The following is a 16,453-nucleotide window of genomic DNA, read 5'->3' as shown; positions in this document are numbered from 1 at the left end:
AAGTTTCTAAAACCACCTCCCGGTTCGTACCTCACCGGACTCCTCCTTTTTGTAAGGAGGAGAGCTGATTTACATGATGCATAGATCTATACGTTTATAAAACTTCTTTTCGAACACTAAAAGGCGTCGCAGTAAGGTGTATTCGTGTACATGGCTGCAGTCCAAGGGTCATTACCGCCATAGCAATGAATGATATTACTACCGTCTATCAACTATTTTATCTGCTGATAACGGCTCGCTCACTTTCAGAAATAGAGGATTTAGTTTCAGCACCTTTAAGTCTAAATTCATCAACTGTAAGGGTATATCCGGTCCACTTTTCCAACTTGTTTAAAATGACTTTCCGGTCAACAAGTGAATTGAGATCAATACGATGATCCCCACCATTTTCCATTATCGTTATAGCATCTGTACCTGATTTACTTTGATACATAGCTGCCGTCCATGGGTCCTTGGATCCATAGATGTGAATGATATTATTGCCTTCGTTGTCAAGCCAGTTGATGACATCCTGAATAGCTTGTCCATTAAATGTATATGGATTATCTGAAGGGGATTTATAATAGATAAGAAGATCTGACAACTTATCATATTCAGCGTAGATTGGATAGCCTAATTGTGTTCTTGCCTGGTAATAATATGGTTCGTATTTGGTGTCATTGATTGTTGAATAGTTATCAAGAAAGTAGGTTCTCGATAAAAAATCAAATATCTCTGTGACATCACTATCTGCAGTTGGTGCATTAAGAATTGATGTTTCGCCTCCATGCCAGTAGGATCTGTATTGCCAGTAACTAAATGGATAACCTAATGCAATTCCCTCAATCACTCTGTCAACATCTCTGTCTAAGGTGAGTTCATAAAATGCATACCATTTCTCAATTAGTTCACCTATTGCTTCTCGTTTTTCAAGTAATAAACGTTGGAAGGCTAGCATTTTATCATATTCTTCAGGTGTTGATATTTGTTGAACAAAACTTTCAAATCGGGTATCCTTATTCGTCATTGTGATCGGCGCAACAAACGAAAGAGTTGCATCAATATCGTCAGGAAAAAAGTACTTGTGATAAATGCAGGTACGGCCTCCTTTGCTGTACCCCATACTGATCCATTTATTTTTGTATGCTTCTTTAAAGATTTCAACAATGCGATGGAGGTCTTTGGCTGCCTGTTCTATATTTAAAAATTGCGGATCAAGAGTTTGGTAGTCTTTACCTTCATTTCCATAGTATCTGTGATCTACAGCTAATATGTTAGGTTTTCCCTGACGTTTTGAATTTTCAAAGGAATATTGTGTTAGATCATAATTTCTGATCTGGCTATTACCGTAACCACTAGGCATAAATAGTACTGGTAAATTATAATCACGATGAAGAAGAGTGCCGGTCTGAATAAATTTTTCCCCATCTGGATTGTTGTGATCGACAGGTTGTTTAATGGAGAAACTAATGATCTTATAGCCATCATTCGAATTTGCTTTCTCATGGGCAGAAATATCATCTTGGTTTTCGAGAATCCCCATAATGGATGGTTGGACGTCATCCTTCTGACAAGAGGTAATAAAAAGGCATAGCGTAACAAAGGGTAGGAGTGTTTTTCTCATTGTTTGCGGTTTAATAAAATCAAACCGTAATTAACAAAAAATATGCCAAATTCAGATCTTCTTGACGAATATGACTAAGGTAATGGTTAGTTATTCAGTAACTTAAAATAAATACCTGGATAAGAGTGATTGTTGAGTTAAATATTGAATTGTTTTTATGGTAAATACTCAAAATCAATTTTTTTCATCGAATTGAACAGGTTGATTCGTGCCTTAGGATTAATGCTGGTCATTTGCTCAACTATACCGCGTGCCTTCTGCCTTATGGTATGATCTTCATATGGACATTCTTTTTTTAGCGATTGAAACTTCATTAACCGGGCATATTCTTTCATTTCCGCATTGGTCAATAGTATTAAAGGGCGAATCACTTCAAGCTTATTCTCAAACATGCTCAATTGAGCAGGAATAGATGAAATATTAGCATGTTGTGCCATATTCATCACCAATGTTTCCACTGCATCATCAAGGTGGTGTCCAAATGCCAGTTTCTTAATTCCCAATGAATGTGTGAGTTGAAATAGCTCTTTTCGACGATTGCGTGAGCATGCAAAACAAGGCTTTTTCTTGCCTGCGGTTTCAAGGTTGGCTCTTGTTTTCACAAGGTGCAGCGTTACATCTAGTTTATTACAAAACTCAGATAGCCATTCCGTGTCAATCTGATAAGGTACATCTTCAGTAATTATATGTGCTGCGTGAATGTGATAATGAATAGGCATGCCTTTGCGGCGCGACGATAAAATATCCAGCAATGCAAGGCTGTCTTTACCTCCCGAAACGGCTACCATTACCGTATCATCAGCACCGATCATTTGATTTTGGTTAATGGCTTTGCCTGCTGTTTGACGCACTTTTTGTACAAAAGCCTGTTCTTGTTTTGTAAGTTTCTGACGCATGCGGCAAAGATAACCTAGATTTTGACACATTGAATAATTCTCAATGTCAAAGCTTTGTTGACATTAAAATACTGCTATTTTTGTTTATCATATTTATTACATAGTGATTTAATTGTTAAACCTGTACCAATGAGAAGTATCTTTCTATTAACTTTAGTATTATTTGTTTCTAAATTGACCTCTGCACAGTTTGATGATGAGCGTAGTTCTTATTTCAAGAATTATTATTGGAATCAGGCAGATACTACATTTAATAATACAATTGTACCTGATAAATGGCTTGAAGAGTCGGCTGTTATTATAGCTAAGAATGTTGAATATTCAGTGAATAAAAAAGCTGCCGGAAAGCTAAGGGAAACATATGGAGTACATAAAAGAGTCAAACTTCTTGACCAAAACGCCATTGACGATTTCAGTGAATTTAGTTTTGGTACGAACCGAAAATTTTATGCAGGGTTCTTTTCATCTGCTACAATTGAATATTACATTGGGGCAAAGGTGATAAAACCTGATGGTACAGAAGTGATCGTCGATAATAGAGATGCTATCAAAAAGGAGATTGGAAGTGGCCGGTATTCATATGCCTACAACAAGGTTGCTATACCTGATCTGCAGATAGGCGATATTGTCGATTTTTATTATTGTTACGAGAAGAAGTTTCCATCCCGATCATTCCATAGTTTTTCTCCTGTATTTTATGAGTTAAATGAAGAATACCCTATTGTTGATCAGACTTTATCAATAGATGTGCTTCGTTATTGCTATTTAAACGCAAAATCAATCAATGGCGCTCCTGATCTGAAAGAAGTGCCATTGCCTGATGAAGGTGGTATCTACCGTTATCAGTTGAAGATGCAAAATAGCGAGCCAATTAAGGAAGAGTCATGGACAAGAATTAGCGAAGAACTACCTTTATTGAAGTTTCAAGCCTACTTTTTGACTGCCAATAATACGATATTGGATCCTTTTGAAAGTTTCTACGGACCTGTTACCAAAAGAAAAGATTACATTAATCCAAACAGTCTGCCTCAGATAGCACGTTCCTTTCAGAATAGTGTTGTAAATCCGTATCACTATTTTTTCAATGTTTATAAGGCAACATTCAAGTATTTAAAAGCACTTAAAGCACAAGGGACTGTTGGTGAAGACGAGTTGATCAAAGAAGGGTATTTCTTTTTGCGTGAATATTGGTATCAACAGGCTTTGTTTGTGGCACCTCAAAATGTTTATGTGCCGAATTATGAACTCGATAATATAATGATGACATCCATTTTGAGTGCAGCTCTTTTGAAGGTGAAGTGTGAACATGAGGTCATCTTTCTTGCGTCGAAAGAATACACTCGTATGAGTGATCTTCTTTTTATGGAGGAACTGGTGCCAGGAATAAAGTCCAAAGCAGATACAGATGTTATCATCATTCAATCAGGTCCATATAGTATACCCAATGAAGTTCCTGAACAATATACAGGTGTAGAGGCATATTCAGTCGTCGCATCAAGAAAACTGGATGAAATGAACCGGATAATGATTCCAAAGGCTAACTACACAAATGAAATCAAAGTGGAAAGTCAGCTGGAGTTAAATACCGATTCTGATTCACTTAAGCTTAAAAGTATTTTCACAATTAGTGGTGAATGTAAATCAGAATGGGATTCAACCCTTATTGTCAAGAGCGTCTTTAAGGAGGAATTCGATGCTAAAAAATACAGGGAATTTATACACGAAGCGAATTTATATGCCAACACAAAAGCTCAAGACAGAAAAAGGGAGAAATTAATGCTGCAGGAAGCAAGCGAAGAAAAAGAAAGAAGAGATAACATTAAAGCTAAACTAAACAGCTATTTCCAGTCAGAAGGAATATCGGTTGATACTTTCAAATTGATACAATCAGGACGATGGATGGATCAACCTGAGTTAATTTTTGAAGTTGAATATAAACTAGCCGGTCTTTATGAAAAAGTTGGTAATAAAAGTTTATTCTCGATTGGAAAACTTATCGGTCAACATGGTCTTTTGCAAGAAGAAGAACGTCGCTTTAATGTGAGTTTTCCCTATAAAAGAAATATAACCCATGAAATCACAGTAACAGGTTCTGGCCTTAAGGATGTTGAAGGTCTTGATAACCTTAAAGATAATTACGAATCCGATGACTTATCATTTAATGTAGATGTTGAATCATCTGAAACAATCTTAAAGATAACCACAAAAGAAGCGGTCAAAAACAGTTACATTGACGTTGGCCAGTGGTCTGATATCAGAGCTTATTACGAGGCCATAAAAAGATTTAATGAAAGTAAGATACGTTTTTAGTTATGAGGTATTTACTGCTTATAATATTGATGGCTTATTCGGCTGCCATATTTTCACAAGGTTATATAGAAAACAAATTATTATTACAGAAAAGATGGCCTGAGGCCACAGCTGTCATAACAGATTATAAAGTGATCGTTGATTTTGAGATCGACCCGACCACTGGCATGCCTATAGCAAAGCAAAAGGAAATAATTAAAATCGTGCCTACCGGGCCTGGGACCATTGAGCGAATGTATTTTTATCATGATCACTCTAAAGTCAATAATGCAAGTTGCAGGATTAATGGTAAGAGAAGACAATCAATGAATGAACTTAGGGGTGATTGGGAAATTGATGGTATTTTTCATTCAGACCAGAAATTTGCTCATTATGATATACCAACCTATAAGGAAGGCGGTCATTATCGTTTTGAAATAGAAAAACAATACACTGATATCAGGTATCTTACAAGACTGTATTTTGGCGACATGTTATATCCGGTTGAAAATTATAGCGCGGTTATTAATGTTCCAAAATGGTTGAATATGGATATAGCTACCTTTAATTTTCAGTATTTTGACGTATCGCAAAGCGAAGAAACCAATAAGGATAGTAAGAGCTTGATATACACTGCAAAAAATATAGATGTACAAAAAAAAGATGATAGTTACTTAAGTGCAGCGCATTCAGATGCTCATATTCTGTTTTTACCCAAAGTTTATGAAACAGATAAGCCAAACAATATTTTGAATGATATACATTCGCTTTATACGTTCTATCAGGGACTGGTTGGTAATTTAGAAGTTGATACAACTAAGGTTCACTCTGCTCTTGATGAAGCTTTGAAAGATGCCGTAACTCAAAAAGACACCATCGCGCAGATCTATTATTGGGTACAGGATAATATTCGATATTTAGCTTTTGAGGAAGGAATTGCAGGTTTTCGCCCCGAAAAGGCAGATCTGGTATTGGATAATAAATATGGAGATTGTAAAGGAATGGCTAACCTTCTTAAAACGATGTTGGTTTTAGCCGGATTTGATGCGCGTTTAGCATGGGTTGGAACACATCACCTTACTTATGACTATTCCTATCCTTCATTAGCAGTTGATAACCATATGATCTGTTACTTATCTTTCAATGATCAGGACATATTTTTAGATGCAACTCAAAAGAATATGGAACTTGGAAGGTATAGTCATCACCTGCAAGGTAGACAGGTCATGATCGAAGACGGGAAACAGTATTCTTTGAAACACATACCATGGGGTAAAGCTTCGGATAACCTAATAGAATCAGAAGCTCAGTTCTTTGTTGATCATTCAAAAATTAAAGGGAGATATCACTTGACATTTTATGGAGAGTCTGCTTATGGTATTAAAAACCTGTTACGATCAATTAAATTATCAGAAAGAGAAGAGCGCGTAAAGACTATTTTAAAGCAAGATAATCGCTGTGTTATAGACTCCCTGAAAATGGACGATGTCAATACCAGAGACAATGAATGGCATTTGTCTTGTTACCTGGAAATCAATGATAAAATAACTGTTTTTGGCGACGATATGTATATCAATCTCAATATTCTCCTTGAACCGGATAAGTTGGAAAACGATACATTAGGTAGAAACCATTTATATCTTGGATGCCAATATGGAATAGACTCAAAAGTCAGTGTAAAATTACCTGAGAGCATGACCTTGAGCTACAATCCTGAATTACCGGATATTGAATCGGATAAATACAAACTTTCTGCTGCATATTCGCTTGTTGATAATGAGTTGATCTACAAAAAAAGGATGCTGATAGAGTCAAGTATAATCAAAAAAGAGGATTTCGATCCATATATGGCATTTGTTAAATCATGCAAGAAAGTACTGGATTCCAGTGTGGAACTTAAACAATCTAATCCCTAACTTATAGCCGGCAAAAGATGTAGCTATGAGCTCAAAGAAATCACTGGTAGATAAAAATTATCTGCTTCAAAAATTCGAAGGAAAAGGAGGCTGGACTTACGCTGAGATTCCAGAGATTAAACCAGATAAACACGCATGGTTTAACTGGATAAAAGTGCATGGGTTTATCGATCAATGTGAGATCAGGCACGCTCGCCTGATGCCTGTTGGTAATGGAAGGATGATGCTGCCGGTAAAGGCTGCCATTCGAAAAGCTATTGGAAAGCAGGCGGGAGATACTGTCAGGATCATCTTGTACCCTGATAATTTGCCATCCCATATTCCCCAGGAGATTATCGATTGTCTTGAACTGGAAGACAGTCGTTTAATGGAAGCTTTTAATAAAGAGACAGCTAATCAGCAGCAAGAGATCGTTACCTGGATATATGAAGCTAAAAAAGAAGAGACTAAAGCCAGGCGGATCATTAAAATGATGGATTATTTAAAGGAAAAACACTTAAAATAATTGGTATGGAACTGCAACTTATCAAAGGGGATATTACCCAACTGCATACTGATGCTATTGTTAATGCTGCCAACTCAGGTCTGATGGGTGGAGGTGGAGTTGACGGAGCCATTCACAGAGCCGGTGGTCCTGAAATCATGGATGAGTGTCAGTTGATACGTGAACGGGAGGGAGGCTGTCCAACCGGTGAGGCTGTTATTACAACAAGTGGTTCGCTTCCTGCCAAAAAACTGATACATACTGTTGGTCCTGTTTGGAAAGGAGGACATAGCGACGAAGAAGCAAAACTTCATGCCTGCTATATAAATGCCTTAAAGCTGGCCGAATCCAATGATCTGCAATCAATTGCTTTTCCTAATATCAGTACGGGTGTATATGGATATCCTAAATCAGATGCTGCCCGTGTGGCAATCAACGCAGTGAAGAGTTTTAAAAGTAATGTGATCACAAAAGTTGTATTTGTTTGCTTCGATGATGCAAACCACCAGATCTATCAGCAATTATTGTCTGAATAAAAATTTCTTTCCTTCTTTTTTAACCTTTTTGCTTTTCATGCATCTTTAAAGTAAAGAACCCGAATTTTGAATCAATCGATAAATCTGACAGAGGAAATTGTTGAGCGGTGCAGACGTGGCGATGAACGTGCCCGGTATGCACTCTATCAGCAATATGTGAAGCCTATGTATAATGTGGCCTACCGTATTGTTGGTAATCAGTTTGATGCTGAAGATGTGGTTCAGGATGCATTTGTTAAGGCCTTTAAAAAGATTGGTACACTGAAGGAGTTTAAAGCCCTTACTTCCTGGTTGAAACAGATAGTGGTTAATGAAGCCATCAGCCTGATCCGTAAACAAAAGAAAATGCACCTTATTTCTGAATATGTGGAACAGGTGCCCGATGTGGAAATTGGCGAGGTTGCAGATGATCTTCCCATGGAGCAGGTGATGAAAACAATTCAGGAACTACCCGATGGCGCACGAATTGTATTTACCTTAAGAGCTATAGAAGGCTATCGCTTTAATGAAGTGGCTGAGTTAACAAGTCAAACGGTTAACAATTGCAAAGTGCAATTTCATCGCGCTAAGAAATTATTGAATAGTAAACTTAAAACCATATTGTATGCCTGATAGTTGGGAAGAATATTTTGAAAAGAACAGGGCAGAGCAAGATGTTTATGAGCCCGATGTACAACGCATGTGGCAAGGTATTGATAAGAAGTTAAAGCAACCTTCGGTTCGTTGGAAGAGTTTGCTGACCAAAGCTGCCATTGTAGCAAGTGTCATCTTCTCTGTTAGCCTCTTTATTCGTCACGAAATGATGATGCAGGCACAAATTGATAGCCTGGCTGCCATTAACGATGAACTGGCCAGGAAAGAAAGTAACTATATCAACCAGGTCAATTTAAAATGGGACGAATTTAAATCCATGCCATCAACGGATATGAAGTTTGAATTGATGTTGCTGGAAGAACTGGCATTGCTTGATACGATATATAATAAAGGATTAAATGATATTAAACAACATGGTTATAATGAGCGCGCAGTTTTGATCATGCTGGATACTTATGAGAAACGCCTTCGGATTATAGAAAGGCTGATCAGTGAAAAACGTAAAAAACAAAGAGATGAAAATAAATCAAAGCATATCAGGATTTAAACGCTTGCTAGTCGGGTGCGCCTTTGTAATTATATCCATCCATGTAATGGGACAGGAAGGCGAGACAACAACCTTAAAGAAATCACTTAAGCTAGGTAATTCTCCCACAATAGAGCTGAATTTATATGATCTTTCAGCCGTTATAATGAAGTCGGCCACCAATGAGCTAAAGATTGAACTGGATTATATTGCCGATGGAAAAGAAGAAGAGTTAAAACGTCTTAAAGAACTGATGGAATCCTCTGTTCTGACAGGTACATCAGGAAGTAACAGCGCTACTGTGGATCTGACCTTCCAAAATAATTTTGACCTTGAGGTGATGGGTATGAAATGGAGTAAGGTCACATTTAAATCAGGCAATAAGCAAAGCATAAAATTAAAAGAATTTAAGATCAAACGATGCAAGCTATGGTTACCGGCACAGGCTGATATCTCAATGAACGCGAAATATTCCCAGGTGAATATAGATTATCCCGTAAATGGAAATTTTGATATTGATCTGTATGACGGTCGGCTTGACTTAAAAGATGTATCAGGCTATTTAAAGGGAGATGCCAAATACTCACAAATGAAAGCAGGTAATTTCAGTGAAATAGATCTGGACATCTATGAATGTGAGCTATATGCAGGAAACACCGGTGCAGTTGATCTAAATGCAAAATATTCCACCATTAAGCTAGGTGAAACAAAATCAGTCAGACTGGGAATATATGAAGGTGGGTTTTCCTGCCTGAAAACTGAAACAGCCCGGATAGAGAATAAATATGCTTCAATCAATTTCGAGGAGCTGGGTGATATTCAACTAGATGCTTATGAAGGTGGCTTCGAGGCCGGAAAGATAAATACCATGTCGCTTTCAGGTAAATACCTGGAGTTATCTCTTGGGCAGGTAGGTGAATTCAGGATGAGTGAAGGGTACGAGAATGAGATTTCATTCGATAAAGCTAACACCATCATTTCAAAAGATGGTAAATACAATGAGTTTACAATTGGTGTGCTGACCCAATCGTTTATCCAGTCGGGCTATGAAGATGAGGTTGAGATAGAGAGTATATCATCAGATTTCCAAAAGATTGAATTAACAGGAAAGTATGTTGAGGCAGGTCTTACCTTTGTCAATCCCCCGGCCTATGTTCTGAAAGGAAATGTACAGTATCCCGATTTAAATATAAATGAAAGCAGATATAAAGTACGCACTAAGATTGGTGATGATAATCGACTTGAATTTTTGTTTGAATATGGCAATGTAAACGACTCAACACCGGTAATAAATATTGAAGGTTACGAGATGGATATCAGTATTGAACATTAAATAATAATCAGAAATATTTGCAAACGGGATGGCTATTTATAGCCATCCCGTTTATAGTTATACACATATTATTTCCCGATTCAAATTAAGAATTGTACCTGGCGGTAGCGTTCCTAAATGCTTTATTTTCATTTTTTTCAAAAAAAAATCAGAAAAATAAAAAATAGAAAAATGGCATTATGGTGACGCAAAAGTAATACTCTCAATTAAAAAAGTAATGTTTATTTTTTATTGAGGTTGTTTTTGGGAGACCCCTATCATGTAAAATCCTGTATTTGCACAAGTGAAGCCATTCTAATGACTTAGTAGTTAGGGGTGTAAGCGACTAACGAGGTGTTGAAAATTGCAACATTTTTACCATTTTTGCGTCTAGATTGAAAAAAGGATTTTGTATGAAAAGAGTATTCACATTAATGATGGTGTCGCTTTTGATTTTTGCAGCTTGCGACAATGACGAGCGATCAAAGGAAGAGTATGAAGTTTGGCTTGAGGAAACATATGGCGAACTAAAAGCCGTTTCTGAAAGTGTTGAGTGTATTGACACCGATGAGTGGTCAATCGTTGCGCTTGGTCAGAATATTTGTGGTGACCCAATGCACTATCTGCCGGTTCATGAAAGTGTCAATAGCATTATTTTTCAAAAGCAGGTAGAAGGCTTTACAAACACATCAATCAGGTACAATGAAAAGTGGTATTCAGACACTGACTGTTCACAAGTATTTCAGCCTGCACCAACAGGAATTGAATGTGTGGATGGAAAGGCTGTTTTAGTCTATGAATAGCTGCCATCATTAAGCAATAATTTTTAAAAAAAACATAACGGACTTTGTGCAAAAGCAAAAGTCCGTTTTTTGTTATATAAGGTCTGTGATAAGACAAAAAATAGTACGCTATTTCTGCAATTTGGCTTCGGAACTTCTTCGGGCTTTCTTCGGGACTTGTTCGGGTCTGCTTCGGATCAACCTCGCTGTCAGCGAGGTTGATCCGAAGCGGGTAGGTCTTAGGTGCCTGGTTGTTAGTACTTTGTCCCAAATAGTATTGCAGGCCGTAATCTGTAGGTCAAATGCCATGTTTTAGATGACTTATCACAAAACAAAAAGTCCGTTTTTATCTTCCTGATGACACAATTGAGCCTGTTATTGACACCATTCTGTTCATTGAAGATAAAAATATAGATTACCTTGATAATCAAATTGTTTGTATTTTCAATTAAGTATCTTATTTATTGATTTAAAGAAAAAAATCAACATTTTAATTGTCTGTCATATAATAATTTGTGGTGTTGGTATATGTTTTTATCAATTCGATTTGAAACACTGCATGAGGCGTGGCGTAATAAAAGATAAAAGCATCCTTAACTCACAAAGGATATACTGATTGGGAAATTAAAAGTTGGATTAATGAGTAAGTTGAATTTCAGGACAAAACTGATACTAATCATTTTTGTACCAATTTTCATGGCAACGGGGATTGCTGTGTATGTAGCATCATCGATGCTTAAGAAACAGGGCGTAGAGACACTTGAGCGTAAAACCAAGGCGATTTTAAGCAGGATGGAGGCCGTTCGATCGTATGTGGCTACTCAGTTTGATATGAAGGCCGAAATAGATGAATTAAGGGCTCTGAATCCCGATGGACTTATTTCGGACGAAGAAAAGGAAAGTATGCTGAAAAAGGTGCCCATCTTTGCATCAATGGCTGTTGGCAAGAACAATACCGGTGACGATAACTATATGTTCAGGGTGGCTTCATTAAGTGCCAGAAACACCAATAACCAGGCCAATGACCTGGAGGCTGAGTTTATCAGGCGCTTTGAATCAGAGCCGGCACTAAACGATTTAACCTACACGCACGAAGAAACCAATGAACTATGGGTGATGCGACCGGTTCGTTTGTCTGAAAAACAAGGATGTCTGCACTGTCACGGACACCCTGAGACCAGCCCCTGGGATAATGGAAATGACATACTGGGTTACCCGATGGAGAATTACAATGATAATGATATTGTTGGTCTGTTCATTATCAAATCAAGTCTTGATGCCAATTCCAATGATGTACAGGCTAATATACAGGCCGCTATTTATAAGATAATTCTTATCATGCTTTTTGTGCTGCTGATCGTCACATCCATAAGCATCTATTTTATACGAAATACAAGCTTTAAAATTCGCGACATCATTAAGGTTAACAAACTTGTGGCTGGTGGGGATCTTACGCATCAGTTTGTAACAAAAGGAAATGATGAATTCTCACAGATCGGTGATAACCTGAACCTGATGATAGGTTCCATTAAATCGGTTGTTAAGTCGGTCAATGAAACCGCCGATGTGCTCAATGGGGAGAGCAAGAAAGCAAGCGTAATATCAAGGCAGTTGGCAGAGTCATCCAATTCGCAGGCTGCCTCGGTTGAAGAAATATCTGTTTCCATGGAAGAAATGACAGCTACCATTGAAACCAATGGACAGCATGCCAATACCACCGAATCGATTGCCAAAAATTCCGCCATGGAGATCAAGTCGGGTAATGAATCATCAAATTCAGCCATTGACTCCATGAATTCGATCAGGGAAGAATTATCTTCTATTGAGGAAATTGCGCAGCAAACAAATATTTTATCATTGAATGCTTCGGTTGAAGCTGCGCGAGCCGGTGAATACGGCAGTGGATTTGCTGTTGTTGCATCTGAAGTAAGAAAATTGGCCGAACGAAGTAAAGATTCAGCCAACTCGATCAATAAACGTTTTTCAGAGGGCATGGTGGTCGTTACCAATACAGCCGGTAAGTTGTCTGAGCTTGTTCCTGAAATTAGTAAAACATCTGATTTACTGGCTGAGATCGTATCATCAAGTAAAGAGCAGCGTACAGCCGTAACCGAGATCAACAACGCCATACAAGGGCTGAATAACTCAACGCAAACAAATGCACAAATAGCCGAAAACATGTCGGACAGGGCAGTTGAGTTAAGCGCTTATTCAGAGGAACTAAAAGAGCGAATCTCATTTTTTACATTTGAGAAATAAAGTGTTATTATTGTATTAAACTGATGTCGTCAATCTTAAACTTTAAGCATGAGTAACTTATTGGCACGTTACAGGAAGATTCCTTTTGAGTACAGGTTATCTGTAATATATCTGGTGATTGGTGCACTTTGGATACTGTTTTCGGATAACCTGGCTGCAAAGCTTTCTGATAACGAAGATAAACTGACGCTTATTCAGCATTATAAGGGCTGGTTTTATGTGTTGGCGACTGCAGTTGTACTGTTTTTCTTTAGTAAAATTCACTTAAAGCGCCTGCGGAAAGCAGAAAACCTGGCGCGTGAAAATGAGAAGCTCAAGACTGCTTTTATAGAAAATATTTCACACGAGTTAAGAACTCCGATGAATGCCATTGTGGGTTTTACCGAAATTGCGCAAACAGAGGGGACTACCGCTGAAGAAACAAAACAGTATCTTGATATAATACTGAATAGTTCAAAGCAGTTATTGTCCATTGTTAACGATGTGATGGATACTTCATTGCTAGAGTCGGGGAATAGCTACGTGCATAACGAACAGTTTCCAATTAACCAGTTGATGGATAATGTACATGCTTATTTTCAACCCCTGATGAAAGAAGAGGTTAAGCTGAAGGTGAAGAGGGAAGGGCAGGGCCTGGCCATTTACACAGATAAGGAGAAGTTAACCCGTGTCTTTCATAACCTGGTCAATAATGCCATTAAATTCACCTATAAAGGAACGATTGAACTGGGTTATCACATTGATAAAAAAGACATCATTTTCTTTGTGAAAGATACAGGTGTAGGAATTAAGCCCGAGTTGCATCAAACGATATTTGAACGCTTTAAACAGGCTGAGATTGAGTTGGCCAACCGAACGGGTGGTACTGGTTTGGGTTTATCAATTTGCAAAGAGATGCTCAAGTTACTTGGTGGTAAAATCTGGCTGGAATCAGAGAGTGGTAAAGGATCTAATTTCTATTTCTCTATGCCCCTGGATAAGGTAAGTGCCTGATAGGTATAGTTAAACAATTGCGTTTATACGCAACAGGGCTTATTTTATTTTCCTGTTAACTTCCAGGTTTTCTCCTTTCACCTTGTAGGCAACGACTTCACCATTATCGTTGTAGTATTTTTGCATTTTTACCGGATCTTTTGAAAGGAAGTTCATGACCTTAACGCCGCTTTCAACCAAAGCGAGGGAAAGGGATGGTGTGTAATCTTCCACTTCAATTTGACGATAAATAGATGCCAGTTCCTGCCTCAGCAGGTTGTTGTTCATGTATTGGGGCATCATAACATTAAGGCCATGCTCGTAGGCATTTATCTTATGCTCATCAAATGCGTCACTATTACCCATGCCTGCCAGGTATTCAATTTTTTCCTTTTGCATGGTATTTTGATCAGCAACGGGCGGCGTTTTTAACTCCATCGGATCTTTCGCCAGTTTCAATAAGCTGTCTTTTGAAGGTTGTTTCTCATCCGGAAGAGATTTCTCCAGTATTTTGCTTTGAGCAATGACTGTTTCCTGCTGCTCTGTTGTTTGTTGTGTTGTTTGCTCTGTTGTTGTCCTGGCCAGTTGCTGAGAATGATCAGTTGTAGTTTCAGTAAAGAACCATATGGAAGTAAAAAGTGCAATGACCGCAACGGCGGCAATGCTTCTTCTGACAGTATATTGTTTAAATGCCGGCAACAAGATAAATCGTCGTAGTTTCGATTTGTCTGCAAAAAATAGTGTGTGATCTGCTTTAAGAATTGTTTTTCCGTATTCAGCAGATTCCTTTTTACGTTGTTGCTCATCGGGTTCTGCAACCAGCAGTTCTGTTTCTTCTGCTTTGCTTAAGCCATCTTCCTGTTTTTTGATGTACAGGTATTCACTGACCGGCAATTCATAAATATCGGCGTCGTGTTTTAGTAATTGCTCCTTAAAGCCAAAAGCTAATTGTTCCTGAGAGTTCAGCCCAAGGCTTATATCAGTGTCCAGTTCTGATTTTAGTTCAGGGTGAAGCTCAAAAAATAATAATAAAGCCTCCCTGTCCTGAGCAGAGATGCTTCCCTCAAGATAGTCCAAAAGATAGGCTTCGTAGTTACTTTTATTAATCTTCATCAAACTAATATTTCAATTTTACCGATGTATTCCTTTAAAAACTTTCGGGCTCTGAATATATACACCTTCACCTGTGCTTCATTCAGTCCGCATATTTCACCAATTTCCTTGTATGAGTAACCTTCATAGTCACGCATCATCACAACCATACGTTGCGTTTCGGGCAGGCGTTCAACAGCTCTGTGTAATATTTCATTCAGATCACTGTATCCATCACTGTGTGAGTGATTTTTAAAATCCACTTCATCCCATTGAGCTTGTTTCTTTTCACGGCGCGTCAGGTCGATCAGGGTATGGTAGGCAGCAGAGAACAGGTAGCTTTTAACTTTTTGGAAATTAACCTCCGCATGTTTCTTCCACAATTTCTCATAGGTATCCTGAATGATGTCTTTTGCTTTGTCTTCGTCCTTTATATTTTTCAGAACAAAGCGGTAAACGCCATCAGAATAAAGATTTACGGCCTGGTTAAATTCATCTACTGTCATACAAATCTGTCAATTGACACAAATAGGACGCCGTGATATTAAAAGATGTTACAGCTAAAGTGATATTTTTTTAGAAATACTTTTGTCTTTGCTTTACTCTGTATGCTGTGAGCTTTGGTAATTTATCTCCAATGATACCTGTCGGTTGCTAAGCGGTATGTATCACCTTTGCTTAATTTTAAACTGTCTGTATCCGTAAAATGGAATGTCACTCACCATAAACGTATCAACACGCGACAATTGCGGACCTTGTTTACACTGAAGCAGAAAATGGTAAATATTTTCACATTCACCTTCTGCATCGATCTCCACTTTACCATCCGGTAAATTTTGTACATAGCCATTAATATTATGGATCTTAGCGCCATTGGCAACAAAATATCTGAATCCAACACCTTGCACACGGCCATCAACTATTACTCTTACTCTCTTCATCTGCTTCTAATTAATTTTGTTTGCCCAATGGTGCTTCCGATGATCTCAATCCTTATACTGGGTATTCCCGGCTTATTAGTGGATAAGTATTAATATCATTCAGGCAAGCTTCAATGGCTCCTTTTCTTTTCACAAACTAATTATTAAAATTATAAAAGTATCGTTGAGATGGAAAGTGTATCTTTGCAAATAATTTAAATCCAGCTTCCGGAATATCCAAAAATTCATAGATATCTGCTGTTAAACTAAAT

At 37.9% G+C, this 16,453-nt stretch carries 15 protein-coding genes; 10 read left to right on the top strand and 5 right to left on the bottom strand.

The genetic code is table 11. From position 1 onward, the window contains the following. Nucleotides 1-217: 217 nt before the first annotated feature. Entirely contained in the window at nt 218-1,603 is a 1,386-nt protein-coding gene (locus ACRD69_RS20370) for a S28 family serine protease (RefSeq protein WP_430816986.1), read from the bottom strand. A gap of 155 nt (nt 1,604-1,758) precedes the next feature. After that, nucleotides 1,759-2,499, bottom strand: coding sequence for a tRNA lysidine(34) synthetase (locus tag ACRD69_RS20365; RefSeq protein ID WP_430816985.1), 741 nt, complete (start codon nt 2,497-2,499; stop codon nt 1,759-1,761). A 129-nt stretch (nt 2,500-2,628) separates the two neighbouring features. Here ACRD69_RS20365 and ACRD69_RS20360 point away from each other — a divergent pair, with 129 nt between their 5' ends. The 10 genes from ACRD69_RS20360 to ACRD69_RS20315 all read left to right on the top strand — a co-directional run bounded on the left by ACRD69_RS20360 (nt 2,629) and on the right by ACRD69_RS20315 (nt 14,190). Next, nucleotides 2,629-4,809, top strand: a complete 2,181-nt coding sequence (locus tag ACRD69_RS20360) for a DUF3857 domain-containing protein (protein WP_430816984.1) — start codon at nt 2,629-2,631, stop codon at nt 4,807-4,809. 2 nt (nt 4,810-4,811) lie between these two features. Further along, the gene (locus ACRD69_RS20355; RefSeq protein ID WP_430816983.1) at nt 4,812-6,704 is read left to right on the top strand and encodes a transglutaminase-like domain-containing protein; all 1,893 of its coding nucleotides are present in this window, start codon (nt 4,812-4,814) and stop codon (nt 6,702-6,704) included. Nucleotides 6,705-6,729: 25 nt separating this feature from the next. Further along, entirely contained in the window at nt 6,730-7,209 is a 480-nt protein-coding gene (locus ACRD69_RS20350; protein WP_430816982.1) for a YdeI/OmpD-associated family protein, read from the top strand. A gap of 5 nt (nt 7,210-7,214) precedes the next feature. After that, nucleotides 7,215-7,724: an O-acetyl-ADP-ribose deacetylase gene (locus ACRD69_RS20345; protein ID WP_430816981.1), complete on the top strand. Its 510-nt coding sequence runs from the start codon at nt 7,215-7,217 to the stop codon at nt 7,722-7,724. A 66-nt stretch (nt 7,725-7,790) separates the two neighbouring features. After that, the gene (locus tag ACRD69_RS20340; RefSeq protein WP_430816980.1) at nt 7,791-8,336 is read left to right on the top strand and encodes an RNA polymerase sigma factor; all 546 of its coding nucleotides are present in this window, start codon (nt 7,791-7,793) and stop codon (nt 8,334-8,336) included. Continuing rightward, nucleotides 8,329-8,865 (top strand): hypothetical protein, encoded by a 537-nt coding sequence (locus tag ACRD69_RS20335; protein WP_430816979.1) that lies wholly within the window; start codon nt 8,329-8,331, stop codon nt 8,863-8,865. Before ACRD69_RS20340 ends, ACRD69_RS20335 begins: the two co-directional genes overlap by 8 nt. Further along, the gene (locus ACRD69_RS20330; protein ID WP_430816978.1) at nt 8,834-10,177 is read left to right on the top strand and encodes a hypothetical protein; all 1,344 of its coding nucleotides are present in this window, start codon (nt 8,834-8,836) and stop codon (nt 10,175-10,177) included. Before ACRD69_RS20335 ends, ACRD69_RS20330 begins: the two co-directional genes overlap by 32 nt. 392 nt (nt 10,178-10,569) lie before the next feature. Continuing rightward, nucleotides 10,570-10,959 carry a hypothetical protein gene (locus ACRD69_RS20325; RefSeq protein ID WP_430816977.1) on the top strand — a complete coding sequence of 130 codons (390 nt, stop codon included), beginning with the start codon at nt 10,570-10,572 and terminating at the stop codon, nt 10,957-10,959. A gap of 618 nt (nt 10,960-11,577) precedes the next feature. Next, nucleotides 11,578-13,197, top strand: a complete 1,620-nt coding sequence (locus ACRD69_RS20320) for a methyl-accepting chemotaxis protein (RefSeq protein ID WP_430816976.1) — start codon at nt 11,578-11,580, stop codon at nt 13,195-13,197. A 48-nt stretch (nt 13,198-13,245) separates the two neighbouring features. Then, entirely contained in the window at nt 13,246-14,190 is a 945-nt protein-coding gene (locus tag ACRD69_RS20315) for a sensor histidine kinase (RefSeq protein WP_430816975.1), read from the top strand. A 39-nt stretch (nt 14,191-14,229) separates the two neighbouring features. Here ACRD69_RS20315 and ACRD69_RS20310 read toward each other — a convergent pair whose 3' ends face one another. The 3 genes from ACRD69_RS20310 to ACRD69_RS20300 all read right to left on the bottom strand — a co-directional run bounded on the left by ACRD69_RS20310 (nt 14,230) and on the right by ACRD69_RS20300 (nt 16,202). Further along, entirely contained in the window at nt 14,230-15,282 is a 1,053-nt protein-coding gene (locus ACRD69_RS20310; protein ID WP_430816974.1) for a hypothetical protein, read from the bottom strand. Beyond that, nucleotides 15,282-15,767 carry an RNA polymerase sigma factor gene (locus ACRD69_RS20305; protein WP_430816973.1) on the bottom strand — a complete coding sequence of 162 codons (486 nt, stop codon included), beginning with the start codon at nt 15,765-15,767 and terminating at the stop codon, nt 15,282-15,284. The genes ACRD69_RS20310 and ACRD69_RS20305 overlap by 1 nt, the downstream gene beginning before the upstream one ends. 162 nt (nt 15,768-15,929) lie before the next feature. Continuing rightward, nucleotides 15,930-16,202 (bottom strand): acylphosphatase, encoded by a 273-nt coding sequence (locus ACRD69_RS20300; RefSeq protein WP_430816972.1) that lies wholly within the window; start codon nt 16,200-16,202, stop codon nt 15,930-15,932. Nucleotides 16,203-16,453: the final 251 nt, after the last annotated feature.

Source organism: Carboxylicivirga agarovorans (genome assembly GCF_050589845.1).
Classification (GTDB): domain Bacteria; phylum Bacteroidota; class Bacteroidia; order Bacteroidales; family Marinilabiliaceae; genus Carboxylicivirga; species Carboxylicivirga agarovorans.
This window is presented reverse-complemented; position numbering and strand designations above follow the sequence as displayed.